Annotated in this window: 21 protein-coding genes and 5 tRNA genes; 9 read left to right on the top strand and 17 right to left on the bottom strand. The window is 61.9% G+C overall.

What is annotated here, in order from left to right:
- The 6 genes from dinB to dsbD form a co-directional block, all read right to left on the bottom strand.
- Positions 1 to 1037 (bottom strand): DNA polymerase IV (gene dinB / locus PSTU_RS0113385; RefSeq protein WP_019341531.1); only part of this gene is annotated, 1037 nt, incomplete at its 3' end.
- 588 nt (positions 1038 to 1625) lie between these two features.
- Positions 1626 to 2543 (bottom strand): c-type cytochrome, encoded by a 918-nt coding sequence (locus PSTU_RS0113380; protein WP_019341530.1) that lies wholly within the window; start codon positions 2541 to 2543, stop codon positions 1626 to 1628.
- Positions 2540 to 3187, bottom strand: a complete 648-nt coding sequence (locus PSTU_RS0113375; protein ID WP_019341529.1) for a c-type cytochrome — start codon at positions 3185 to 3187, stop codon at positions 2540 to 2542. Before PSTU_RS0113375 ends, PSTU_RS0113380 begins: the two co-directional genes overlap by 4 nt.
- 59 nt (positions 3188 to 3246) lie before the next feature.
- Entirely contained in the window at positions 3247 to 4023 is a 777-nt protein-coding gene (gene dsbG / locus PSTU_RS0113370) for a thiol:disulfide interchange protein DsbG (protein WP_019341528.1), read from the bottom strand.
- The gene (locus tag PSTU_RS0113365; RefSeq protein WP_019341527.1) at positions 4020 to 4835 is read right to left on the bottom strand and encodes a TlpA family protein disulfide reductase; all 816 of its coding nucleotides are present in this window, start codon (positions 4833 to 4835) and stop codon (positions 4020 to 4022) included. The genes dsbG and PSTU_RS0113365 overlap by 4 nt, the downstream gene beginning before the upstream one ends.
- The gene (dsbD, locus tag PSTU_RS0113360; RefSeq protein ID WP_019341526.1) at positions 4835 to 6580 is read right to left on the bottom strand and encodes a protein-disulfide reductase DsbD; all 1746 of its coding nucleotides are present in this window, start codon (positions 6578 to 6580) and stop codon (positions 4835 to 4837) included. Before dsbD ends, PSTU_RS0113365 begins: the two co-directional genes overlap by 1 nt.
- 192 nt (positions 6581 to 6772) lie before the next feature.
- Here dsbD and PSTU_RS0113355 point away from each other — a divergent pair, with 192 nt between their 5' ends.
- The 4 genes from PSTU_RS0113355 to PSTU_RS22065 all read left to right on the top strand — a co-directional run bounded on the left by PSTU_RS0113355 (position 6773) and on the right by PSTU_RS22065 (position 10272).
- Positions 6773 to 7468, top strand: coding sequence for a response regulator transcription factor (locus PSTU_RS0113355; protein WP_019341525.1), 696 nt, complete (start codon positions 6773 to 6775; stop codon positions 7466 to 7468).
- On the top strand, positions 7465 to 8802 hold the full coding sequence (locus PSTU_RS0113350) for a sensor histidine kinase (RefSeq protein ID WP_019341524.1): 1338 nt from the start codon (positions 7465 to 7467) through the stop codon (positions 8800 to 8802). The genes PSTU_RS0113355 and PSTU_RS0113350 overlap by 4 nt, the downstream gene beginning before the upstream one ends.
- A gap of 83 nt (positions 8803 to 8885) precedes the next feature.
- A complete protein-coding gene (locus tag PSTU_RS22070; protein ID WP_237709872.1) occupies positions 8886 to 9776 on the top strand; it encodes an MBL fold metallo-hydrolase in 891 nt (296 codons plus the stop codon).
- Positions 9697 to 10272 (top strand): rhodanese-like domain-containing protein, encoded by a 576-nt coding sequence (locus PSTU_RS22065; RefSeq protein ID WP_237709871.1) that lies wholly within the window; start codon positions 9697 to 9699, stop codon positions 10270 to 10272. The genes PSTU_RS22070 and PSTU_RS22065 overlap by 80 nt, the downstream gene beginning before the upstream one ends.
- Before the next feature lie 58 nt (positions 10273 to 10330).
- Here the strand turns inward: PSTU_RS22065 and PSTU_RS0113340 are convergent, their stop codons facing one another.
- The 4 genes from PSTU_RS0113340 to PSTU_RS0113325 are packed head-to-tail and all read right to left on the bottom strand — an operon-like array spanning position 10331 to position 12369.
- A complete protein-coding gene (locus PSTU_RS0113340; RefSeq protein WP_019341523.1) occupies positions 10331 to 11116 on the bottom strand; it encodes a TSUP family transporter in 786 nt (261 codons plus the stop codon).
- 51 nt (positions 11117 to 11167) lie between these two features.
- Positions 11168 to 11593: a YeeE/YedE family protein gene (locus PSTU_RS0113335; RefSeq protein WP_019341522.1), complete on the bottom strand. Its 426-nt coding sequence runs from the start codon at positions 11591 to 11593 to the stop codon at positions 11168 to 11170.
- Positions 11594 to 11602: 9 nt separating this feature from the next.
- Positions 11603 to 12034: a YeeE/YedE family protein gene (locus tag PSTU_RS0113330; RefSeq protein ID WP_019341521.1), complete on the bottom strand. Its 432-nt coding sequence runs from the start codon at positions 12032 to 12034 to the stop codon at positions 11603 to 11605.
- On the bottom strand, positions 12031 to 12369 hold the full coding sequence (locus PSTU_RS0113325; RefSeq protein WP_019341520.1) for an ArsR/SmtB family transcription factor: 339 nt from the start codon (positions 12367 to 12369) through the stop codon (positions 12031 to 12033). Before PSTU_RS0113325 ends, PSTU_RS0113330 begins: the two co-directional genes overlap by 4 nt.
- A 188-nt stretch (positions 12370 to 12557) precedes the next feature.
- Here PSTU_RS0113325 and PSTU_RS0113320 point away from each other — a divergent pair, with 188 nt between their 5' ends.
- From PSTU_RS0113320 to PSTU_RS20805, 3 genes are all read left to right on the top strand, one after another.
- Positions 12558 to 12992 (top strand): hypothetical protein, encoded by a 435-nt coding sequence (locus PSTU_RS0113320; protein ID WP_019341519.1) that lies wholly within the window; start codon positions 12558 to 12560, stop codon positions 12990 to 12992.
- An 11-nt stretch (positions 12993 to 13003) separates the two neighbouring features.
- Positions 13004 to 13753: an MBL fold metallo-hydrolase gene (locus PSTU_RS0113315; RefSeq protein WP_019341518.1), complete on the top strand. Its 750-nt coding sequence runs from the start codon at positions 13004 to 13006 to the stop codon at positions 13751 to 13753.
- A gap of 542 nt (positions 13754 to 14295) precedes the next feature.
- Positions 14296 to 14571: a hypothetical protein gene (locus PSTU_RS20805; protein WP_019341517.1), complete on the top strand. Its 276-nt coding sequence runs from the start codon at positions 14296 to 14298 to the stop codon at positions 14569 to 14571.
- Positions 14572 to 14599: 28 nt separating this feature from the next.
- Here the strand turns inward: PSTU_RS20805 and PSTU_RS0113300 are convergent, their stop codons facing one another.
- The 7 genes from PSTU_RS0113300 to uvrB all read right to left on the bottom strand — a co-directional run bounded on the left by PSTU_RS0113300 (position 14600) and on the right by uvrB (position 19641).
- Complete coding sequence (locus PSTU_RS0113300) at positions 14600 to 15034, bottom strand: acyl-CoA thioesterase (RefSeq protein ID WP_029404773.1); 435 nt, start codon at positions 15032 to 15034, stop codon at positions 14600 to 14602.
- 214 nt (positions 15035 to 15248) lie between these two features.
- Positions 15249 to 15324: transfer RNA gene (locus PSTU_RS0113295), tRNA-Glu, on the bottom strand.
- 47 nt (positions 15325 to 15371) lie between these two features.
- Positions 15372 to 15447 (bottom strand) — tRNA-Ala (locus PSTU_RS0113290).
- Between the two features lie 50 nt (positions 15448 to 15497).
- Positions 15498 to 15573, bottom strand: a tRNA-Glu gene (locus PSTU_RS0113285).
- A 49-nt stretch (positions 15574 to 15622) separates the two neighbouring features.
- Positions 15623 to 15698, bottom strand: a tRNA-Ala gene (locus tag PSTU_RS0113280).
- A gap of 168 nt (positions 15699 to 15866) precedes the next feature.
- The gene (gene gltX, locus PSTU_RS0113275) at positions 15867 to 17348 is read right to left on the bottom strand and encodes a glutamate--tRNA ligase (protein ID WP_019341516.1); all 1482 of its coding nucleotides are present in this window, start codon (positions 17346 to 17348) and stop codon (positions 15867 to 15869) included.
- A 277-nt stretch (positions 17349 to 17625) separates the two neighbouring features.
- Positions 17626 to 19641, bottom strand: coding sequence for an excinuclease ABC subunit UvrB (gene uvrB / locus PSTU_RS0113270; protein WP_019341515.1), 2016 nt, complete (start codon positions 19639 to 19641; stop codon positions 17626 to 17628).
- A gap of 334 nt (positions 19642 to 19975) precedes the next feature.
- Here uvrB and PSTU_RS0113265 point away from each other — a divergent pair, with 334 nt between their 5' ends.
- Complete coding sequence (locus PSTU_RS0113265; protein ID WP_019341514.1) at positions 19976 to 21172, top strand: amino acid aminotransferase; 1197 nt, start codon at positions 19976 to 19978, stop codon at positions 21170 to 21172.
- 52 nt (positions 21173 to 21224) lie between these two features.
- Positions 21225 to 21300 (top strand) — tRNA-Asn (locus PSTU_RS0113260).
- Positions 21301 to 21495: the final 195 nt, after the last annotated feature.

Here is a 21495-nt window from a genome sequence, read left to right as displayed (position 1 = left end):
CGAACCCCGACGCCAATCAGCCGCACCGGTCGCTTGCCGCGGGCGAAGGCGCCCGCGAGAAGGTCGGAATAGTCGTCGAGTTCCAGCCCCGCGCCGGACTGTTCGAGGGTCGTCTGGGTGAAGTCGTGGAACTTCAGCTTGACGAAGGGCTTACCGGGCCGGTAGCCACTATCGAGCCGGGCCATTCTACGGGCGAGTTGCTCGAGCAGTTCAGGGAGCCGCTCCAGGCAGGCAGCGAGGTCTGGCAAGTCACGCTCGTATGTGTTCTCGACACTGACCGACTGGCGACGGCTTTCCACTTGAACCAGCCGCTCGTCGATCCCATGCGCCAGCCCCCACAGCCGTTCGCCGAACGAGCCGAAATCCCGGACCAGGTCCAGGCGCTTCCAGGTACGCAGATCGGCACAGGTATGGATGCCCAGCCGCTTCAACTTTTCAGCGGTGACCCGGCCGACCCCATGCAGCTCGTTGACCGGCAACGCCAGCACGAACTCATCGACTTGATTCGGAGTGATTACAAAGAGTCCGTCCGGCTTGTTCCAGTCACTGGCGATTTTGGCAAGGAACTTGTTCGGCGCAACGCCTGCGGAAACCGTGATGCGCAACTGCTGCCAGACCCGCCGGCGGATGTCCTGCGCAATGCGCGTGGCGCTGCCGGCAAAATGCTCGCAACCCGTCACGTCTAGATAGGCTTCGTCAAGTGACAGAGGCTCGATCAGATCAGTGTAGGTGCGAAAGATACCCTGTATTTCGCGCGATGCTTCCCGGTAGGCATCCATACGGGGCCGAAGAATCAGCAGATCCGGACAGAGTTTCAGCGCGTGTCCGGAGGCCATCGCCGAGCGCACACCATAGGCTCGCGCCTCGTAATTGCAGGTCGCAATGACGCCTCGGCGGTCGGCCAACCCGCCTACTGCAATTGGCCGGTTTGCGAGGCTGGGGTCGTCACGCATTTCGATGGCGGCATAAAAGCAGTCGCAATCGACGTGGATGATTTTCCTTTGCTTAGTAGAGTGCTGATTTTCTTGGGGTTTCATCGGAATTTACGGATTTGGTACCCGCTGTGATACCAGCCTTTTTAACCGCTGCAAACCAGCCGGTATTTCCATCTCTCCAACCGTATGGGCTAGACGACACACACCCTGCTCGGACGACCATCACTATACCGTTAACGACCGTAGCGTCTCTAGAATCGATTGGCTGCTTTCTTACCCCCAGCCGCCACATCTGATCGAGCCGCGGGGTAAATCGTTGACTCATTATCTTCCGCCGCATAGTGCGATCAGGCGCAGTGGGCGCGCGACCATGCTGGAAGGTGTAGCGGCCGTACTTGGGCGCCGGTTGCAGCGAGCACACCCACCATCCGTTCGGCGTGGCGGGTTGAGTTTCGGTAAAGTCGCCACCTGTGTATTTGGTGCGTTGGCGTAGGTCCATCAGCAGGCCACTTTCCTGCTGAACGTAAAACCCTTGGTGACGCTCCAGCCCGTCGCGACACTGATCAAGGCAATTACTGTTACGGCTGCTGTCGGCCACAAGCGGGCTGTCAGGTAAGGAGCGGGCCCTCCTCAACCATCAGTTCGGACAGACTGTTCGTCAAAGCATGTGAGGACAGCAGCGCCTGCTTGTCAGATTCCCTTCCCTAGCACCTTGCCGTTGACGATTTCCCCGTAAAGGTTCACGCCGTCATTGGCGTGGTACTTATCTCGGGTTTTCTCGACTGAGCCATCAATCAAGCGGGGGTCTTGCGGTCGCTCGTGGCTGTTCATGAAGGCGGCCACGTTCCAGGCGTCTTCATCCGACAGGGTGCCGCCTTTGCCCAGTGGCATGTTTTCCTTGATGAACGCCGCAGCCGTATTGATCCGATGCATGCCAGCACCCCAGTTGAACGAGTCCGCCCCCCATAGTGGCGGGAAGACGTAATCGTCACCTGACTTCTGCCCTTCCCCGTTTGGCCCATGACAGACGGCGCACTGTGCGCTGTAGATCTGTTCACCCTTCGCCAGGTCGTATCCACCTTCGGGTTGTGGCACTTCCGGATAGGCCCGACCTGGCAGCTCTTGACCTGTGGGTGCTCCGGTTGCAAGCCAGTAGGAATAGGCTGAAAGCGCAGCGATAACGGGGCCGTCAGCCTCGGGCGCCTTGCCATTCATGCTGAACTGGAAACAGCCCTGAAGGCGCTCGGCATAGCTGTTCACCTTGTCGTTTTTCTTCCGGTACGCCGGGTACATGGTGTAGGCGGCCCAAAGCGGTGCAGAGTTGGCTTTCCGGCCTTGTTCGAGGTGGCAGTTCGCACAGGCCAGGCCGTTGCCGACATAGTCGGGCGCATGCGTCTTGGTATCGACGAATATGGCCCGTCCTTGCTGTACCAACTGCCCGTAGGCGTTGTCAGGCAGTTCGCTTTCCTTGGGCGGTTGGAAGTACTTACTGCTGGCGGGATCACCGGCCCCGGTCAGGATCTGCGACTGATCTTCCATCGCGATGTCGTCCGCGAGCACCGGGAAGGCCAATGACATCAACAGCAGTGCGCTTGTATGGGTCTTCATTTGGCTGCTCCTTTTTCGGTCAGGCCTGCAAAGTACGTCGAGACAGCCTTTACCTCATCCTCGGTCAAGCTACGCGCGATGTGCCCCATCAGGTCGTTGGGGTCGTTCTTGCGGGTACCCTGACGCCAGGCGGTCAGTTGAGTCGACAGATACTGAGCCGACTGCCCAGCCAGTGGTGGAAAGGCATCGCCTACTCCCGTTCCGCTGGGGCCGTGACAGGCGACGCACTCGGGGATGTTGCGATCCCACGCACCTCGCAGGGCAAGAGTTTCGCCAGGCCCGTCGGCCAACGCGGTGCGGTCGATTCGCTCGACCTGCGGTTTCGGCTTGCTGGCCAGCATCGCTGTGACTGCGTCCACTTCGTCGGCGCTCAAGGCCGCGGCGATGGGCTGCATGATCGGATTGGCGCGCGCTCCAGAGGCGAAATCAGCCAACTGCTTACGCATATACTGCGCCGACAAGCCAGCCAGGCGGGGGAATCCTGCAGCGGCCATGCCCTCACCTTCGGCGCCGTGGCAGGTAGCACACGCCATCGCGGCGGGGTTGGCCCCGCCTTTGCTGTACACCGCAGCCGCATCGGCGGCGTGCGCGGACACGGAGATCGCAAAAAAGAGCCCGGCCAAGGGCCAGAGGGGGACGTTCATGTAGCCTCCTGATCATTCTTGTTATGTAGGCCCTGGTGCTGACTGACCGTGACGTGTTGCTAGCGTTTTGACAATGGCCCCATGATGCTATTCAACGCCTCGGGACGAGGCGCGCCCTGATGTTGCTGCAGACGCCCTTGCTCATCCAAGTAATAGATAGCCGGCGTAGCCGAGGCACCCATCTCGCCCATCAAGGTGAGGTTCGCCTCAAGCTGTTCATGCACCTCGGGCGCGATACGCTCGACGGGTTTGAGTGTGCTCGCCTTACCCGCTGCTTCGTGTTCATTGAGGGCTACCTCCGGGTCCTTGGCGGCCAGCAGTGCCGCGGATTTCCCCGCGCTGTCCGGGCGCAACATGCCGACCATCACGTGACGCAGCTGAACGTCACCCGCTTCGACCCAGGGCCGCGCCTGTTTCCAGAACATATTGCAGAACGGGCAGTTCGGGTCGGAAAACATGTAGATCACCCGCGGTGCATCTGCCGCACCGTCAGCAATCCAGGTGCTGCTCTCCAGCCGCTGCCACATCTCGCTGCTCATCGGCTCATACACCAGCTTCTCAAGTGGTGCCTTGGTCAGGTCTTCGCCAGCGGCGTCCAGCAAACTGCCGACCACGACATGATCGCCGTCCGGTGTCAGATACAGCGCAATGCCTTGGCCGTTGTAACGCGCTGCGTAGCCCTTCAATCCGCCCGGCGCGTCGAAACTGCCGACCACTTTGGCGCCGCGCGCCTCAATGGCCTGAACCGCGGGAGGCAGCGCGTCGGCCAGCGCCGAGGGCGTCGGCAGCAAGGCGAGCGTTGAGATCAACAGCGAAAGTGAACGTATAGGTTTCATGGCTGGGTTTTTACCTCTAGTTGCTCAAGGGCACGCGCCAGACTGGCACGAGACAGCTCACCGAGGTGACTGCCAACCTGGCGGCCCTCGGCGTCGTAGAAAAGCGTGGTGGGCAGCGAGGCAGACCCTACGTGCTGGCCCAGGCGACCGCCGGTATCGAGCAGGACGTTTTCCAAGCCGAGCCCTTCGGCGTCGAGGAAATCGGCGATCAACCGCTCGCCCTCGCCCTGGTTGACGAACAGGAAGGTCACCTCGGCGTTGTCTTGTTGCGCCTTCGCAAGGACCGGCATTTCACGCCGGCAGGGCGGGCACCAAGTGGCCCACAGATTGACCACCAGCGGCTTGCCAACATAATCCTGCAAAGCGACGGGCTTGCCCTGGCTATCCCGCAGGCCCATCTCGGGCAGCCGCGTGCCCTGCTCGAACGCGTGCAACGCAAAGGTCCCGAACCCCCAGCTGAGCACACCCACCAGCACCGCCGTACCAAGGGGGCGCCGCAACCCACTGTCGCGCCAGGCAAGCCAAGTGCCCAACAGAACGGCCACCAGCAAGCCCGGCCAGGCAATAAAACCGCCGTCACGTATGTCGATCACGCGCCAGGGCTCTTCTTTGAAATGCTCGACATACACCAGCACGAAGGCCAGCCGTGCGACCAGTAACGCCACCAGCAACAGCCTGAAGAGCTGCTGCTCCGGATTCCGCTCGCTACGCCGCCCCACCCACCAGCCGGTCAGCATCGCCAGAAACAGGCTAACCAGCATCAGCACATGTGGGACAGCAAGCGCCAGAGGCCCCAGATTGATCGTCAGCATCAGCCACGCTCCCTTGTTTGGTTCCATCTGTTCAGGAATTGGCTCGCATCCACCTCGCCGGTGATGCGCTGGGTACGTCGCTCCTCCCCGTCGGGGCCGATGAAGAGCAGCGTCGGCGGCCCCATGACCTGATAGCGGTTCAGCAGCTCGCGACTGGCGGGATCGGTCTGCGTCACATCCGGCCGCAGAATCCGCACGCCGGTGAGCGCCGCTTGCACCTGCGCGTCGCCAAACACCTCCTTTTCCATGACCTTGCAGGACACGCACCAGTCCGCGTAGTAGTCCACCAGCACCCACTGGCCTGCGGCCCTGGCGGCAGCCAGCTCACGATCAAGGTCGGCCGGCTCGCTGAAGCCGACAAACCCGTGTGCAGACTCAGTACCCTGCGAGGTCGCAACCCCGCCCGTGAATACACCGAGCGGCCGCATGACATCCTGCGCGCCGCCTGCCGCGCCCAGCAGCAGCGCTACGCCCCAGACGCCAGCCAGCGCCGCCACCGCGCGGCTGAGCGCCTGATGCCGCACCAGTTCCCGCGACAGGTGCAGCAGCCCGCTGGCACCCACAACCAAAAGCGCGCCCCACAACCCCACCCAGAGAGGGTCGGACAACAGCGGACGAAGGACGTAGAGGGCCGCGACCAGAAACAGGAAACCGAAGGCAACCTTGACGCGATCCATCCACGGCCCAGGCTTGGGCAGGAAGCGATTGCCCACCGTCACCAGCAGCACCAGTGGCGTACCGATCCCCAGGCCCAGCGCGAACAGCACCAGCCCACCGTTCAGGGCGTCGCCGCTTTGCGCGATGTACAGCAGCGCCGCGGCCAGGGGTGCGGTCATGCAGGGGCCCACCAGCAGCCCGGACATCACACCCAACGCGCTGGCCCCGGCGAGGCTGCCGCCACGACGCTGGCGTCCGGCCTGCTCCAGCCAATCGCGCAGGCCCGCCGGCAATTGCAGCTCGAAGAAGCCGAACATGGGCAGGGAAAGCAGCACGAACAGGCCAGCGAAGCTTGCGATCAGCCACGGCTGCATCAGCCATCCCTGCAGATTCGCACCCAACAGCGCCGCCACCACCCCGAGGGCGGCGTAGACCAGCGCCATGCTGAATACATAGGCACCCGCCAGTGCCATGCCGCGTCGAGGCCCGGCCTGGCTACCCACCACGATGCCCGCCAGGATGGGCAGCATCGGCAGCGAGCAGGGAGCAAAGGCAAGCAGCAGGCCGAGTCCGAAAAAGATCAGCAGACTCCAGCCAAGCGACTGCTGTTGCAGCCCGCTGGCGAGGACCTGGTCGTCGGCCTGACCAGGCGTGGACGGAGGGGTGCCGCTGCCGCCCAGCTCTACCGTGCGGCTTTGCGGCGGATAGCACAGGCCGGCATCGGCGCAGCCTTGCCAGCCGAGTTCGAGCGACGCGAGACCCGCATCGGGGAGCTGCACTTCCAGGCTGTCGCGATAGATTCGCGAATCACCAAAATACTCGTCATGGTACGGCTCGCCTGGGGGCAACTGGGGCTCGGTCCCCGGCGGCAGCCCTGCAAATCGCAGGCGCTCCTTGTATAGGTAATAGCCGGGCGCAATGTCCCAGCGCAGCACGACTCCGCCAGCGTCAGGCTGCTCGACGTGCAGCCTGAACGCTTCGTCCACGGGTAGAAAGTCCGGCTGCTTCTGACCGAAGGTGAACGGCGAAGCGTTCGCCAGCTGCACTGTCCATAGGCAGCAGGCCAGAAAGATAAAAAGCGCTCGCATGCACAACACCCGATTACCAGATTCGACGGCGAGCTTGCCGACTCGGGATTAAGAGCCGATTAACGAGGCTTGCCCCGACACAACCTGAAAGGCTGAGAGGCGTTGAGGCACGAGCAACTCGGCGTACCATCTGCTAACGCGCCGTTAATCCAGGCGGGCGATACTGACCGCTGCCTACCAAGCGATTCCCACATGCACGTACTGCTGACAGAAGACAACGCACTGATCGCCAGTGGCATCGTCGCCGGGCTCGAAGCCCAGGGCTTCAGCGTGGCCCATGCCGCTACGGCCGGGCAGGCCGACTCGCTGCTGCGCTCAGCCAGCTTCGACCTGATGATTCTCGATCTGGGTCTGCCTGACGAAGACGGCCTGCGCTTTCTCCAGCGCCTGCGCCGCCGCGGCCTTGAGTTGCCTGTGCTCATTCTGACCGCCCGGGATGCGGTGACCGAGCGGGTCTGCGGGCTTCAGGCCGGCGCTGACGACTACCTCGTCAAGCCCTTCGACCTGCGTGAACTCGCCGCCCGCTTGCATGCCCTGCTGCGCCGCGCTGCCGGTCGGGCGACGCAGATGATCGAACACGGCCCGCTGAGCTACGATCCTGCCGCCTGTGCCGCGTTCATGGCGGGCGACCCCGTGGACCTGTCGCGCCGTGAACAGGCGCTGCTCCAGGCGCTACTGCAGAACCCGGGCCGCGTGCTATCGGCCGAGCAGCTCAAGGATGCCGTGTACGGACTGGGCGATGACGTTGAAAGCAACGCCCTGAATGTCCATATCCACCACCTCAGGCGCAAGCTGGGCAACGGCATCGTCGAAACCGTCAGGGGGATCGGTTATCGCCTGGGCCCTGCTGGCCCAGCACCGGCTGCCATCGAGACACCCGAACCATGAGCTTGCGCCTGCGCCTGACCCTCACCCTCGGCTCGGCCTTCGTGCTGCTCTGGGCTTTGGCTGCGACCTGGATGCTCTTCGATGTTCGCAATCAATTAATGCAGTCGCTCGATCAGCGCCTTGCCGCGTCAGCCAGGATGGTCGCGGGCCTGCTCGTGCAATTGCCGCAGCCGCAGCTGGGTGAAGGCGGTATCACCCGGCTGAGTGCGGAACAGCTGGGTATCGAGAACGGCCTGGCCTGCCAGATCAGCTCCTTGCGAGGTGAAATCCTGGCCCGCAGCCATGCGGCACCAGACAGTGCGCTCGACGCCCAACGCACCGGCTTTCACGACCAAATGATCGGCGATACCGCCTGGCGCAGCTTCACCTTCATCCAGAACGGCATGCGCATCACCACGGCCGATCGCCTTGACGAGCGCACCGCACTCCAGCGTTCGGTGCTCCTGGCCGCGGCGCTGCCGGTGTTCGTCGCGTTGCTGGGCAGCCTGATCGTGTTGTGGATCGGCATCGGCAACGGCCTTGCGCCGCTCAGACGAATCCGCACGGCCCTGGCGCAGCGCAGCGCCGACTCGGTGGAGCCGTTGCACATCGAACGGCTGCCGCGAGAGCTGACGCCCCTGGTCGAAACCCAGAACCAGCTGTTCGCGCGGATCGCGCACATGCTCGAACGCGAACGCCGGCTGACCGATGATGCCGCCCATGAACTGCGCAGCCCGCTGACCGCCATCAAGACTCACCTGCAGGTCGCGGCCATGACCGAGGGCGACACCGCGAAGCGGGCACTGGCCCAGGCCGAGGTCGGCACGGATCGTCTGCACCGCATCCTCGAACAGCTGCTCATGCTGGCGCGGGTCGAAGGTCGCGTGTCCTTTGATGACGGCCTCAGCTGCACGGCCCGCGACGTCGCGCAGCTGGCGATCGCTGACGCCAGTCAGCAGCCCGGGCCGCACATCGAGCTGTGCGGGGCGCAAGATGTCTCCCCTCTCCCACTGGCGATGCCGCCGACCCTGGCGGTCGCGGCATTGCGCAACCTGCTCGACAATGCCCGCCGACATACGCAGGAGGGCACGGCCATTCGCTTGACGCTCTCCCAACTGGATGAAAGCCGGGTTCGCTTCAGCGTGCAGGATCATGGCCCGGGCATCCCGCCGGAAATGCTCGAGCGCCTGACCGAGCGCTTCTGGCGCAGCGGCGTAGGTGAAGGCAGTGGGCTGGGCCTGTCCATCGTCAAGGCGATCGCCGAGCGCTGCGCCTGCGATCTGCGTTTCGTGCCGCAAGAAGGCGGTCTCGTCGTCGAGCTGGTGGTCAGCCTTCAGGCTGAAGGCTCCCCGTGACGCCTCGATAGCCTGAACGTCCAGGTACGCACACCGTCCGAATAGTTGACTGAGCAATCCGTTAACCATCGTCGGAGGTGGCAATGCTTGTTTTCGAACCTGTTTATACAGACGGCCTGGCGCAGATCTCCTATCTGATCGGCGACAGCAAGGCCGCGGTAGCCGCGGTCATCGATCCCCGCCGCGACATCGATATCTACCTGCAAATGGCCAGGGCGCGAGGCCTGCGAATCGCCTATGCCATCGAGACACATATCCATGCCGATTTCGTGTCCGGCGCCCAGGCGCTGGCGAAGCGCACCGGGGCACAGATCATCGGCGGCCGCGCGAGCACCTATGAATTCGAGCTTCGCCAGGTCAGCGGTGGCGAGACGATTGAGCTCGGGCAAGCCACGCTGCAGGTCATGCACACGCCGGGGCATACGCCCGAACACATTTCCCTGCAGCTATTCGACGCCCAGCAGGGCGACCAGCCGATCGCGTTATTTACCGGCGACACCCTGTTCAACCTGGACGTCGGGCGCCCCGACCTGCTGGGCGAAGGCAGTGAGCGAAAACTCGCCGGCGCGCTGTACCACACGCTTTTCGATCACTACCTGCCCCTTGGTGACCGGATCGAAATCTACCCCTGCCATGGCGCCGGTTCGGCCTGCGGCAAATCCATCGGCGACCGACGCCACTCCACGCTCGGCAACGAGCGTCTCTTCAACCCTGCGTTGTGCGAACAGCGTAGCGAGGGCGCGTTCATCGATTGGCTGCTGGCCGACATGCCGGAGCCGCCCCGTCACTATGCGCGACTGAAACAACTTAACGTGCGTTCGGCCGTACAGATGGAAGGCCCTTCCCCCACCGCCGCTCGCGCCGTCCGACTTCGAGACACTGGCGACGCGCGACATGCAGGTCGTGGACGTCCGTTCGATCCTCGCGTTTGGCGGCGGACATGTGCCCGGCGCGATCAACATCGCGTTGCGTAACGAATTCGTCAATTGGGCTGGGCGGATGCTCGATGATGATCGCCCGATCCTGCTGGTGGGCGAGTCGGCCGACGACGTCCACCAGGCCGTCACCCAACTGTATCGGATAGGTCTGGACGATATCCGCGGCTATCTGCGCAACGGCATGACGGACTGGCAGAACGCGGCGCTACCGCTGAACGGACTTCAGGAATGGACGGTGCATGAACTCAATGAACGTCGCGAAGCGCCCGAGGTACAGGTGCTGGATGTACGCAGCCCGCAAGAGGTCGCGGCGGGTCGGGTGCCGGGCGCCAGGCACATCTTCGTCACCCACCTCGCTGACCGGCTGAACGAGCTGGATCCGGACAAGACCACCGTCACCTACTGCGGGTCCGGCTATCGCGCCTCCATCGCGGCCAGCATCCTCAAGAAAGCCGGCTTTCGTGAGGTGGCCAATGTCCCCGGCTCCTGGATGGCCTGGAAGGCGGCGAGCCTGCCGGTTCAAAACGACTAAGAGGCTTATCGGTGTTTGCGCGGCGCAGGTGTCTGGTTAGTTCCCTGCGGGTGCGCAATCAGAAAGCGACTTGAATCAACAAGGCCGACGCGGCCACAGCCGCGATCAGCCCGAAGCCTCTCTGCAGCAGGCGCCCATCCAGGCGAGAGGAAACCGTGCGGCCGGCGAACATCCCGAGCACGGCACCAGCCGAGAACGGGAGCGCCACTGCCCACTGAACGCTGCCCGAGGCCGCGGCGGACAGCACCCCGCTGACGGACACCAGGCCGATGACAGCCAACGACGTGGAGGCAATCGAACGCATCGGCAGATCACTGAAGCGACTGAGCGCCGGAACCAGCACGAACCCGCCGCCGACCCCCAGCAAGCCGGAGAGGAAACCCGCCAAGGTGCCCGAAGCGGCCACGGTCGCGGCACAGCGGGAGGTCCAGTGGAAACGGCCGGTGTCGGGATTCAGCTGACAGGGCACGGCTCTCGGGGTCGAATCATCGCTCGGCAGACGCCTGAATGCCCTGAAGGCGACCCAGAACATCACCAGCGCAAACACCACGGCGAGCACATCATGTGCGACCCGCCCGGCCACCCAGACGCCGACGGGTGCGAGCAGCACGCCGCAGCAGGCCATCAGTGCCGCGGCCTTGTAACGGACAATGCCGTCCCGTAGGCCTATCGCCGCTCCGACCCATGCGGCAAGCCCGACCGCCATCAACCCGATGGGCGCGGCCTGATGCAGCTCGAGCCCGACCACGAAGATCAGCAACGGCACGGTAATAATGCCGCCGCCGGCACCGGTCAGCGCGAGGACGACGCCAACCAGTAGTCCGAGCCCGACCTCAATCATCATTGGCCAAATTCCCGCTCGGGCACCTTGGTTTCCCGAATACGAATGCGCTGATCACTGCGTCTTGCCCGAATAGCGTGATTGCAGCTCATAGAACCCCATACCGGCCAGCATGGCGAGAACAAAGATCAGCGGCTCGCTCCGACCACTCAAAAGCGTCGCGACCGCCGGTCCAGGACAATAGCCGGCCAGCCCCCAACCCGCTCCGAATGCCAGGCTGCCCAGTACAAGAGGGCGATCGATCCGGGTCGCGGTGGGCATCCGCATGACATCTCCCAGCACTGCGCGGGATCGTTTGGAGGCGAAATAGAACCCGACACTGCCGACCGCAATCGCACCGCCCATAACGAACGCGAGCGAGGGGTCCCACGCCCCGGCCAGATCGAGAAAGGCAATCACCTTGGACGGATCGGCCATCCCTGACAGGATCAGGCCAAGGCCGAAAACCAGCCCCGTCACAAAGGCGCTCAGTAATTTCATGGCATCTCCTCAGCCCAGCAGGTGGCGGATGACGAACACCGTCAGAAAGCCGCTGGCCATGAACGCGGCCGTCGCGGCTAGCGAGCGCGGCGACCGTCGCGACAATCCGCAGACGCCATGCCCGCTCGTGCAACCGGAGCCATACCGCGTACCGATCCCGACCAACAGGCCGGCGGCGATCAGGGTCAGCGTGCTCGCATTTACTTCGATGTCTGGTTGTTCGAACGCGGCCTGAAACAGCACCGGCGCGATCACCAGCCCGGCGATAAATGCAACACGCCAGAGCACGTCGCCCTTCGCAGGCCGCAGTAACCCACCGACTACGCCGCTGATGCCCGCGATTCTCCCGTTCAACAGGATAAACAGGGTCGCAGCGAGGCCGATCAGCGCGCCGCCGGCGAGCGAGGACCACGGTGTGAAATGTGCCCAGTCGATCGTCATGTTGAGGGTTCCTCACGTTCGGGGTGCTGACAGTAAAGCCGGTAAAGCACCTGCATGACCTCCATCGCTTGTTGGCTGGCGATGCTGTAATGGACCTGCTTGCCCTCGCGTCGGGTGCTGACCAAGCCGTTGTGGCGCAGCACCGTGAGCTGTTGAGACAGGGTCGGCTGCACAATACCCGTCGCATTGGCGAGGTCACCCACGCAGTGCTCGCCCTGGGTCAGCTGGCACAGCAACAACAGGCGGTCAGGGTTGCCGAGCACCTTCAGCAAGCCACAAGCGTCTGCGGCACTGCGACGAAGCGTTTCGATATCGATTTCTGCCATGTGGGCCATTTTGTTCAGGTGGGTCGGATGGATTTGACAATACAATTTATCAATATATATTTCAATATATCGTATCGACGCTACAGCGGACGCCCGGTCTGAACTCGACGCCCCGCACACGTCCTAAAATTATGCGGCATCGCTGTGGCTTTTCACCTCGCCGCGCCCACCCCGTCGGCGCGAACCAGGAGATCAACATGTCATCGATACAGCAAAACAGTACGAATCATGACCAGGCGGACCGGGTTCGCCGCTCAACGTCCCAACCTGTGAATCAGGAAATCGATCGGCAAACGGACGAGAACATTCGGCGATTCAGCGGGATGGGACGAAGCGCAATCCTTCAGCGTATCGACGCCCTGGATCGCGAGTGGGATGTGGAGCGCGTGCTCGAGGTCAATGCCTCCTCGCTCGCGCTGTCTGGCCTGCTGCTTGGCCTGACAGCGAACCGAAAGTGGTTTCTGCTGCCCGGCGTCGTGCTGCCGTTTCTTCTGCAACACGGCTTGCAGGGCTGGTGCCCGCCGCTGGCGATCCTGCGCCGGCTGGGTGTCCGCACGCGAAGCGAGATCGATCAGGAAAAGTATGCACTGCTCAGTGCGCTGGAACAGGCACCGCTGAACACTCATCACTAGCCGAGATCATCATGATATTTCGCCAGCTGTTCGAACCCGTGTCGTCCACCTATACCTACGTGCTCGGGTGCGAGGACACCGGCCAGGCCGTGCTCATCGACCCGATCATTTCCGCAACGGACCGCGACCTGGCCGTGCTGGCCAGGCTGGACCTGCAGCTGGCGTTCACCTTGGACACCCATATACATGCCGACCACATCACCGCCGCGCTGGAGCTGAAGAAGCAGACCGGCTGCCGTATCGCGGGGCCAGCGATCGACAAACTTCCCTGCACCGACATTGGCATCGAGGAAGGCGTGCCCTTCACCGTTGGCAGCCTTAACTTCACACCGATCCATACCCCCGGACACACCGACGGGCACTTTGCCTATCTGCTCGGGGATCGCCTGTTCAGCGGTGATGCATTACTCATCGACGGCTGCGGTAGGACCGACTTTCAGAACGGCAGCGCGGACGACCTGTTTCACAGCGTTAGAAACAAGCTGTTCACGCTGCCAGACGACACCCTGGTCTATCCCGGCCATGACTACAGCGGTCGTCGCGTCTCGACCATCGCGCAGGAAAAGCAGCGCAACCCCCGTCTCGGTGAAGCGATAACGCTGGAGCGCTTTCGCGACATCATGGCGGAACTGAACTTGCCCTATCCCAAGTTCATCGATCATGCCGTGCCGGGGAATCGCCAGTGCGGCGTCTGCCCACCCGACCTGACGGATAATGTTCGTCGCTATTGCGAACAGGTTGAGCACAGTCCTCAGGGATGAGCCCGTCTTGCCAGCCAGTGTCAACGCCGGGAGGTCGGGAGAATCCCGTTAAATGAGTCAACGTTCGCAGCCTCCAGGCGACGCCACCAAGCAACCATTTCGCTACGAGAGGGATTGAATATGAAGCCCCATGATCGACCCCGTTTCCGCGTGAGCGCAGACCGACAATCGGGAAGCCGCCGCGTTCGCTATGTCGAAACCAACCGACCAGATAGCCAGAACTGCACGATTTGCCAGCTGGATGAGGAAAACCCTTCACCGATCGAGGCATCTTCCAGCGCCCAAAACGCCGACGAGCAACAACCTGGCGCCAAGCCGGAGCGATCCAGATAGATCGTCCAAACCACCAAAAGACCACTCGTTGCGCATACCACTGGCACCGCGAAAACCGACCGGAGGCAAACGAGCCCAGCAACCGACCTAGACCGCTCAGGCACTCCAGGGTAAGGAACACCGGCGGTCCACCACGAACATTTTTCGGGCCACCCAGTCCGATCTAGTGATGCAGGAAAACAAAATGCCAGACTACCGGAGGATTATTGATGAAGAATCTGACTGTTAGCGCTGCCGTGCTTGCCAGCCTGATTGCAACCGGCGTGACCGCCAATCAGGAAGGCATGGAAGACGATAACCACGGCGTAACAAGCGACACCCAAGGCAGCGCCATGAGCGAAAACCATCAGCGCGACAATACGGGGAACATCAACAGCAACAGCAACACGCTCGACCAGAAGATGAAAAACGAAGTACAGGACGATTGGCGCGAGGACGCTGAGGAACGCCGCGAGGCGGACGTCAGCAAACCGGAACAGCGCTGACCAGTGCCGGGACTTAGAGCTTGAGGGGCTAAGGCTGCACCAGCGCCTTGCCATACCCCTCAACGAACTCACCCGGCATGCGCTTGGGCTTGCCGGTGGAGAGCTGGATGCAGACAAAGGTGGTCTGCGCGCGCAACAGCGTCACTCCGTCTGCCGGCCTGACCAATTGGAAATTACGCTTCATCTTCAGTCGCTGATCAGAGTCCACGATCCAGGTGGCCAGCTGCAATTGATCGCTCTGATACGCAGCAGCCAGGTAGTCGATCTCATGCCGTAATACGGCCATCGCCCGATCCAGACGGCGATAATCCTCAAGACCCAACCCCAGGCTCTGGGAATGGCGCCAGGCGCAAGTTTCCAGCCAGGTCACGTAGACGGCATTGTTGGCATGGCCAAGCTCGTCGATGTGCTCGGATCGCACGTCGATATCGATGAAAAATGCGTCGGCCTGGTCCCAGATCATGCGTATCCTCGCTGTGCAGTGCGCGGCCGAAACGGCCGGATCGCCTATTGGAAGCCACGCACGGATGATTGTCACGCATACGGCGGACTTCTATGGCGGACCATTCAGCATGCAGGACTGCTTCAGGCTGATGACGCCACGCCGAATTACAGGCAAAACAAAAAGGGCCATTTCATACGAAATGGCCCTTCGGTGCCCAAAACGGGCAAAAAAATGGCGTCCCCTAGGGGACTCGAACCCCTGTTACCGCCGTGAAAGGGCGGTGTCCTAGGCCACTAGACGAAGGGGACGAAACCTTCGATGAACAGACCGTAAACCGCTACGACCTGTCGTGGATTGGTGGAGCTAGACGGGATCGAACCGTCGACCTCTTGCATGCCATGCAAGCGCTCTCCCAGCTGAGCTATAGCCCCGGATTTAACGTCTCCCGACTCGCGCCGCTGTCGCATCGCGATCTGAATAATGGCGTCCCCTAGGGGACTCGAACCCCTGTTACCGCCGTGAAAGGGCGGTGTCCTAGGCCACTAGACGAAGGGGACGCAAAGCCCTTCAAAGGCAACCGGCGTAAACCGGTGTGGCAATCGAGATTGGTGGAGCTAGACGGGATCGAACCGTCGACCTCTTGCATGCCATGCAAGCGCTCTCCCAGCTGAGCTATAGCCCCATCTCGAGGACGGGGCGCATATTAGGTGCGGCCTCTCGGAGTGTCAACGATATTTTTGCCTGACCCCGAAGATTTTTTGGCATCAGAACAAATACTTACCGGCGACGAGTGGCAAGCGGCGGACAACTGCGGCGCAGCGCCAACCGCCGCCCATGAAGCAATCGCGGGTCAGCCCATCGCGGCGAAGAGCTTCTCCCACTCCTTCACTTCCTTCTTCGACGCGCCACCCAACAGCTCTAGCGCCTGACGCAGACGGAAGCGCGTCAGGTCCGGCCCGATGATTTCCATGGCGTCGAGCACCGACACCGAGCTGGCCTGCCCCGTGATCGAAGCGAACATCAACGGCATGACGTCGCGCAGCTTCAATTCGAGATGCGTTCCCACCGCCTGGATGCATTCGGTGATGCGCTCTTTATCCCACTGACGCAGCGCTTCCAGCTTCCATAGAGTCAGCTGCAGAACCTGACGGACCTGAGTGGCGTCGAGCTTCTTGTGCTCGAACAAGGCTGGATCGAGATTCAACGCACCGGAGAAGAAAAACCCCGCCAACGGCGCGATCTGGCTGAATGTCTCGACGCGCTGCTGCACATGCGGCGCGATCTTCATCATGTAGTCAGGATTAAACGCCCACTTCTGCACCTGCTCCGCAAACTGTTCGACCGACAGCTCGCGCAGCCACTGCCCGTTGAGCCAGGACAGCTTCTCAACGTCGAAGATCGGCCCGCCCAGCGACACGCGGTTGATGTCGAAATGCTCGATCATTTCCGCCAGGGTGAACTTCTCGCGCTCATCAGGCATGGACCAGCCCATGCGCCCAAGATAGTTGAGCATCGCGTCGGGCATGAAGCCCATGCGCTCATAGAAGGTCACGGACGTCGGGTTCTTGCGTTTGGACAACTTGCTCTTGTCCGGATTACGCAACAGCGGCATATAGCACAGCTGCGGCTGCTCCCAGCCGAAGTACTCATAAAGCTTGATCAGCTTTGGTGCCGACGGCAGCCACTCCTCGCCGCGGAGCACATGGGTGATGCCCATCAGGTGGTCATCGACGACGTTAGCCAGGAAGTACGTCGGCAATCCGTCGGCCTTCATGAGTACCTGCATGTCCATGCGATCCCAGCCGATCTCGACCGTGCCGCGCAACATATCATTGACCTGGCAGACGCCCTCGGTCGGTACCTTCATACGGACCACATGGGACTCGCCCGCCGCAATGCGCTGCTGCGCGGTATCGGCAGCGATGTGCATGCAATGGCCGTCGTAGCGCGGCGTTTCCTTGTTGGCCATCTGCTCGGCGCGCACCTGATCGAGGCGCTCGGCGCTGCAGAAGCAGGGAAAAGCATGGCCTTTGGCGACCAGCTCATCGGAATACTTTTTATAGATTTCGCCACGTTCACTCTGCCGATACGGACCGTGCGGACCGCCAACATCCGGGCCCTCGTCCCACTCAATACCCAGCCAGCGCAGCGCGTCATAAATCTGCTGTTCCGACTCGCGCGTAGAGCGCAGCTGGTCAGTGTCCTCGATGCGGAGGATGAACTGGCCGCCGTGCTGGCGTGCAAAGCAGAGGTTGAACAGCGCGATATAGGCGGTGCCGACGTGCGGATCGCCGGTGGGAGATGGTGCGATGCGGGTGCGAACGGTGGTCATGATGTTCTCGAATCAAGGCACAAAAAGACACGGCGGCTGCGATAACCGGCTCGGTCGGCTGAGTCAGCGCGTGTAAAGGCGCGATGTTAGCAGGCGTGCCTCTGCCGGCTCCACCAGACGACCCTCGACAACCTGCAACGATTGCATCAGAAACCGAGAAAGGCCCTGACTTCTTCGCCTGAAACCGCGGTGATGGGTAAACCGTATAGACTCCCCTGGCGGCTGGATACCGCCCAGGAGAAATCGCAGGCAGCGCCTGCAAAGCTCTCCCACGCCTCTATACCTGCAACAAGCGCTCACGCAGCTTGTGGATTTCGTCGCGAGTCTGCGCCGCGGCCTCGAACTCAAGGTCGCGCGCGTAGGCGAGCATCTTCTCCTCCAGCTGACGAATCCGCTTGGTGATTTCGCTGGGTGAACGCAGTTCGTTCTCGTAGCGTGCGGCCTCCTCCGCCGCTTTCGCCTCGCCACGGCGTTTCTTGCTGCGCGAGCCCGGCACGGTGGCTCCTTCGAGAATATCCTGAACATCCTTGAACACACCCTGCGGGACGATGCCGTTCGCTTCGTTGAAGGCGATCTGCTTGTTGCGCCGGCGTTCGGTCTCGCCAATGGCCCGCTCCATGGAACCGGTCATATTGTCAGCGTAGAGAATCGCCCGGCCGTTGAGGTTACGCGCTGCGCGGCCGATGGTCTGGATCAACGAGCGCTCGGAGCGCAGGAAACCTTCCTTGTCCGCATCGAGGATTGCCACCAGCGATACCTCTGGCATGTCCAGGCCCTCGCGCAACAGGTTGATCCCTACCAGCACGTCAAAGACGCCCAGACGCAGGTCACGGATGATCTCCACTCGCTCCACCGTATCGATGTCCGAGTGCAGGTAGCGCACCCGCACACCATGGTCCGCAAGGTAGTCCGTCAGGTCCTCGGCCATGCGTTTGGTCAGCGTCGTGACCAGCACTCGTTCTTCCTTGACCACGCACTTGTTGATTTCCGAGAGCAGATCATCGACCTGAGTCAGTGCCGGCCGCACCTCGATCTGCGGGTCCACCAGGCCAGTGGGACGCACTACCTGTTCGATCACTCGCCCCGCATGCTCAGCTTCGTATGGCCCCGGGGTCGCCGAGACAAAAATCGTCTGCGGGCTTATCGCCTCCCATTCGTCGAAACGCATGGGCCGGTTATCCAGCGCCGAAGGCAGGCGGAAGCCATATTCGACCAGCGTTTCCTTGCGCGAACGGTCGCCTTTGTACATCGCACCCACCTGCGGCACGCTGACGTGGGACTCATCGATCACCAGCAATGCATCGGCCGGCAGATAGTCATAGAGCGTCGGCGGCGCCTCCCCCGACGCGCGCCCCGAGAGGTAGCGCGAGTAGTTCTCGATGCCGTTGCAATAACCCAGCTCCATGATCATTTCCAGATCGAAACGGGTCCGCTGCTCCAACCGCTGCGCCTCCACCAACTTGTTGTTCGCTCGCAAATAATCGAGCCGATCTTTGAGCTCCACCTTGATGTTCTCGATGGCGTCCAGCAGCGTTTCGCGCGGCGTCACGTAATGGCTCTTGGGGTAGAACGTGAAGCGCGGCAGTTTGCGGATCACCTCGCCCGTCAGCGGATCGAAGGCGGACAGGCTTTCCACCTCGTCGTCGAACAGCTCGATACGCACCGCCTCCAGATCGGATTCGGCGGGGAATATATCAATGACGTCGCCACGTACACGAAAGGTCGCGCGAGCGAAATCCATGTCGTTACGGGTGTATTGCAGGCCGGTCAGGCGGCGCAGCAGCTCGCGCTGATCGAGGCGATCGCCCCGATCGACGTGCAGCACCATTTTCAGATACGACTGCGGATCACCCAGGCCGTAGATGCAGGAAACGGTGGTAACGATGATCGCGTCCTTCCGCTCCAGTAGCGCCTTGGTCGCCGACAGCCGCATCTGTTCGATGTGGTCGTTGATCGAAGCATCCTTCTCGATGAAGGTGTCGGACGACGGCACGTAGGCCTCCGGCTGGTAGTAGTCGTAGTAGGAAACGAAGTACTCCACCGCATTGTTCGGAAAGAACGCCTTGAACTCGCCATAGAGCTGCGCGGCCAGCGTCTTGTTCGGCGCCAGCACCAGCGTGGGCCGCTGCACATGGGCGATCACGTTGGCGATGCTGAAGGTCTTGCCGGAGCCCGTTACGCCGAGCAGCGTCTGGTGCGACAAGCCCGCCTCGATGCCTTCGATCATCTGCCGAATGGCTTCCGGCTGGTCCCCGGCTGGCTTGAAGCGCGTCACCAATTCGAACTGCGACATATCGACCTCTTCAGATAGCGAGATAACTCGAAAGCTGCACATTCGAGCCACCGTGGCGGTATTTCCAGACGTGCACATTCGTAGCTGATGATGCTGCGCCAGCAACCACAGCCCTTTCAATGCGGCCACACCGAGCAATATCAAGTGTCCGGGTGGCGGGTACGCAAAGCAGCGGCTAATCGAGGCGTTCGCTGGGCTTAATCCGACAGAAAAACAGGCCTAGCATATCGCGACGCAACACTAGTCCCGTTATACTCTTGCCCCGTTTGCGCACCGCCCTTAGCGCGAAGCGAGGGTGCTGCATCAGTCACTCCTCTCTTCGAGCCTCCCCATCATGAGTTTGTTCTCCGCTGTCGAAATGGCGCCGCGCGATCCTATCCTCGGCCTCAATGAAGCCTTCAACGCCGACACGCGGCCGAACAAGGTCAACCTGGGGGTGGGCGTCTACTGCAACGAAGAAGGTCGAATCCCTCTGCTGCGCGCTGTGGCCGCCGCAGAGATGGCGCGACTGGAGCTGAACGCACCTCGTGGCTACCTACCGATCGAAGGCATTGCCAGCTATGACATGGCCGTGCAGGGCCTGCTGTTCGGCGCCGAGTCCGCGCTGGTTGCCGATGGACGCGTGGTCACGACTCAAGCTTTGGGCGGCACTGGCGCACTGAAGATCGGTGCGGATTTCCTCAAGCGCATGCTGCCGGACGCAGTCGTGGCCATTACCAACCCGAGCTGGGAAAACCATCGTGCGCTGTTCGAGTCTGCCGGTTTTCCGGTGCAGAACTATAGCTACTACGACGCCGCCAGCCACGGCATTGACCGTGCCGGCATGCTGGAAGACCTGAAGAACCTGCCGGCCCGCTCGATCGTCGTGCTGCACGCCTGCTGTCACAACCCGACCGGTGTTGACCTGCAACCAGAGGATTGGAAGCAGATCCTCGAAGTGCTGCGCGCCAATGATCACGTGCCGTTCATCGACATCGCTTATCAGGGCTTCGGCGACGACATCGAAGAAGACGCTGCCGCCGTGCGACTGTTTGCCGAATCAGGCATGAGCTTCTTCGTTTCCAGCTCCTTCTCCAAGTCGTTCTCGCTATACGGCGAACGCGTCGGCGCCCTGTCGATGGTCACGCAGAGCCGTGACGAATCGGCCCGCGTGCTCTCGCAGATCAAGCGCGTGATCCGCACCAACTATTCCAACCCGCCCACTCACGGCGCCACCGTGGTGTCGGCCGTACTCAACAGCCCGGAACTGCGGGCCATGTGGGAAACCGAACTGGGTGAAATGCGCACCCGCATCAAGGACATGCGCCTGAGCATGGTTCGCCTGCTGGCCGAGAAAGGCGCCAAGCAAAACTTCGACTTCGTCGCCAAGCAGCGCGGCATGTTCTCCTACTCCGGCCTCACCGCCGCTCAGGTCGAGCGCCTGCGCGTCGACTTCGGCGTATACGCCATCGGCACCGGACGTATCTGCGCAGCGGCTCTGAATCATCGCAATCTGGACCACGTCACCGACGCCATCGTCCAGGTTCTCTGACCCGCAAGGGGGTTGACTTCCCCTTTGCAAACAGTAGGATACGCACCGCTGTTCCGCGATAGCTCAGTCGGTAGAGCAAATGACTGTTAATCATTGGGTCCCTGGTTCGAGTCCAGGTCGCGGAGCCAAATTCAAAGCCCTAGGTGAAAAACCTGGGGCTTTTTTGTATCCGCTGGACTCTCACCAGAGACACTGTCCCAGGTGATTCGCTTCGCTCACCCCTTCGGGGTCGCGCTGAAGCGCGTTCTGCTGCGCAGTCGAGTCCAGGTCGCGGAGCCAAATTTAAAGCCCTAGGTGAAAAACCTGGGGCTTTTTTGTATCCG

Source organism: Stutzerimonas stutzeri SDM-LAC (assembly GCF_000235745.1).
Lineage (GTDB): Bacteria > Pseudomonadota > Gammaproteobacteria > Pseudomonadales > Pseudomonadaceae > Stutzerimonas > Stutzerimonas stutzeri_H.
Note: the sequence above shows the minus strand (reverse complement) of the source record. Positions and strands in the feature narration are given on the sequence as shown.

Excerpts from the sequence above, each read along its gene's own strand:
- PSTU_RS22070 (WP_237709872.1), top strand. The coding sequence starts at position 8,886 with ATGCTTGTTTTCGAACCTGTTTATACAGACGGCCTGGCGCAGATCTCC.
- PSTU_RS22065 (WP_237709871.1), top strand. The coding sequence starts at position 9,697 with ATGCAGGTCGTGGACGTCCGTTCGATCCTCGCGTTTGGCGGCGGACAT.
- uvrB (WP_019341515.1), bottom strand. The coding sequence starts at position 19,641 with ATGTCGCAGTTCGAATTGGTGACGCGCTTCAAGCCAGCCGGGGACCAG.
- PSTU_RS0113350 (WP_019341524.1), top strand. The coding sequence starts at position 7,465 with ATGAGCTTGCGCCTGCGCCTGACCCTCACCCTCGGCTCGGCCTTCGTG.
- dsbD (WP_019341526.1), bottom strand. The coding sequence starts at position 6,580 with ATGCGAGCGCTTTTTATCTTTCTGGCCTGCTGCCTATGGACAGTGCAG.
- gltX (WP_019341516.1), bottom strand. The coding sequence starts at position 17,348 with ATGACCACCGTTCGCACCCGCATCGCACCATCTCCCACCGGCGATCCG.
- PSTU_RS0113325 (WP_019341520.1), bottom strand. The coding sequence starts at position 12,369 with ATGGCCCACATGGCAGAAATCGATATCGAAACGCTTCGTCGCAGTGCC.
- PSTU_RS0113340 (WP_019341523.1), bottom strand. The coding sequence starts at position 11,116 with ATGATGATTGAGGTCGGGCTCGGACTACTGGTTGGCGTCGTCCTCGCG.
- PSTU_RS0113265 (WP_019341514.1), top strand. The coding sequence starts at position 19,976 with ATGAGTTTGTTCTCCGCTGTCGAAATGGCGCCGCGCGATCCTATCCTC.
- PSTU_RS0113375 (WP_019341529.1), bottom strand. The coding sequence starts at position 3,187 with ATGAACGTCCCCCTCTGGCCCTTGGCCGGGCTCTTTTTTGCGATCTCC.
- PSTU_RS20805 (WP_019341517.1), top strand. The coding sequence starts at position 14,296 with ATGAAGAATCTGACTGTTAGCGCTGCCGTGCTTGCCAGCCTGATTGCA.
- PSTU_RS0113365 (WP_019341527.1), bottom strand. The coding sequence starts at position 4,835 with ATGCTGACGATCAATCTGGGGCCTCTGGCGCTTGCTGTCCCACATGTG.
- PSTU_RS0113380 (WP_019341530.1), bottom strand. The coding sequence starts at position 2,543 with ATGAAGACCCATACAAGCGCACTGCTGTTGATGTCATTGGCCTTCCCG.
- PSTU_RS0113355 (WP_019341525.1), top strand. The coding sequence starts at position 6,773 with ATGCACGTACTGCTGACAGAAGACAACGCACTGATCGCCAGTGGCATC.
- PSTU_RS0113315 (WP_019341518.1), top strand. The coding sequence starts at position 13,004 with ATGATATTTCGCCAGCTGTTCGAACCCGTGTCGTCCACCTATACCTAC.
- PSTU_RS0113330 (WP_019341521.1), bottom strand. The coding sequence starts at position 12,034 with ATGACGATCGACTGGGCACATTTCACACCGTGGTCCTCGCTCGCCGGC.
- PSTU_RS0113335 (WP_019341522.1), bottom strand. The coding sequence starts at position 11,593 with ATGAAATTACTGAGCGCCTTTGTGACGGGGCTGGTTTTCGGCCTTGGC.
- PSTU_RS0113300 (WP_029404773.1), bottom strand. The coding sequence starts at position 15,034 with ATGATCTGGGACCAGGCCGACGCATTTTTCATCGATATCGACGTGCGA.
- dsbG (WP_019341528.1), bottom strand. The coding sequence starts at position 4,023 with ATGAAACCTATACGTTCACTTTCGCTGTTGATCTCAACGCTCGCCTTG.
- PSTU_RS0113320 (WP_019341519.1), top strand. The coding sequence starts at position 12,558 with ATGTCATCGATACAGCAAAACAGTACGAATCATGACCAGGCGGACCGG.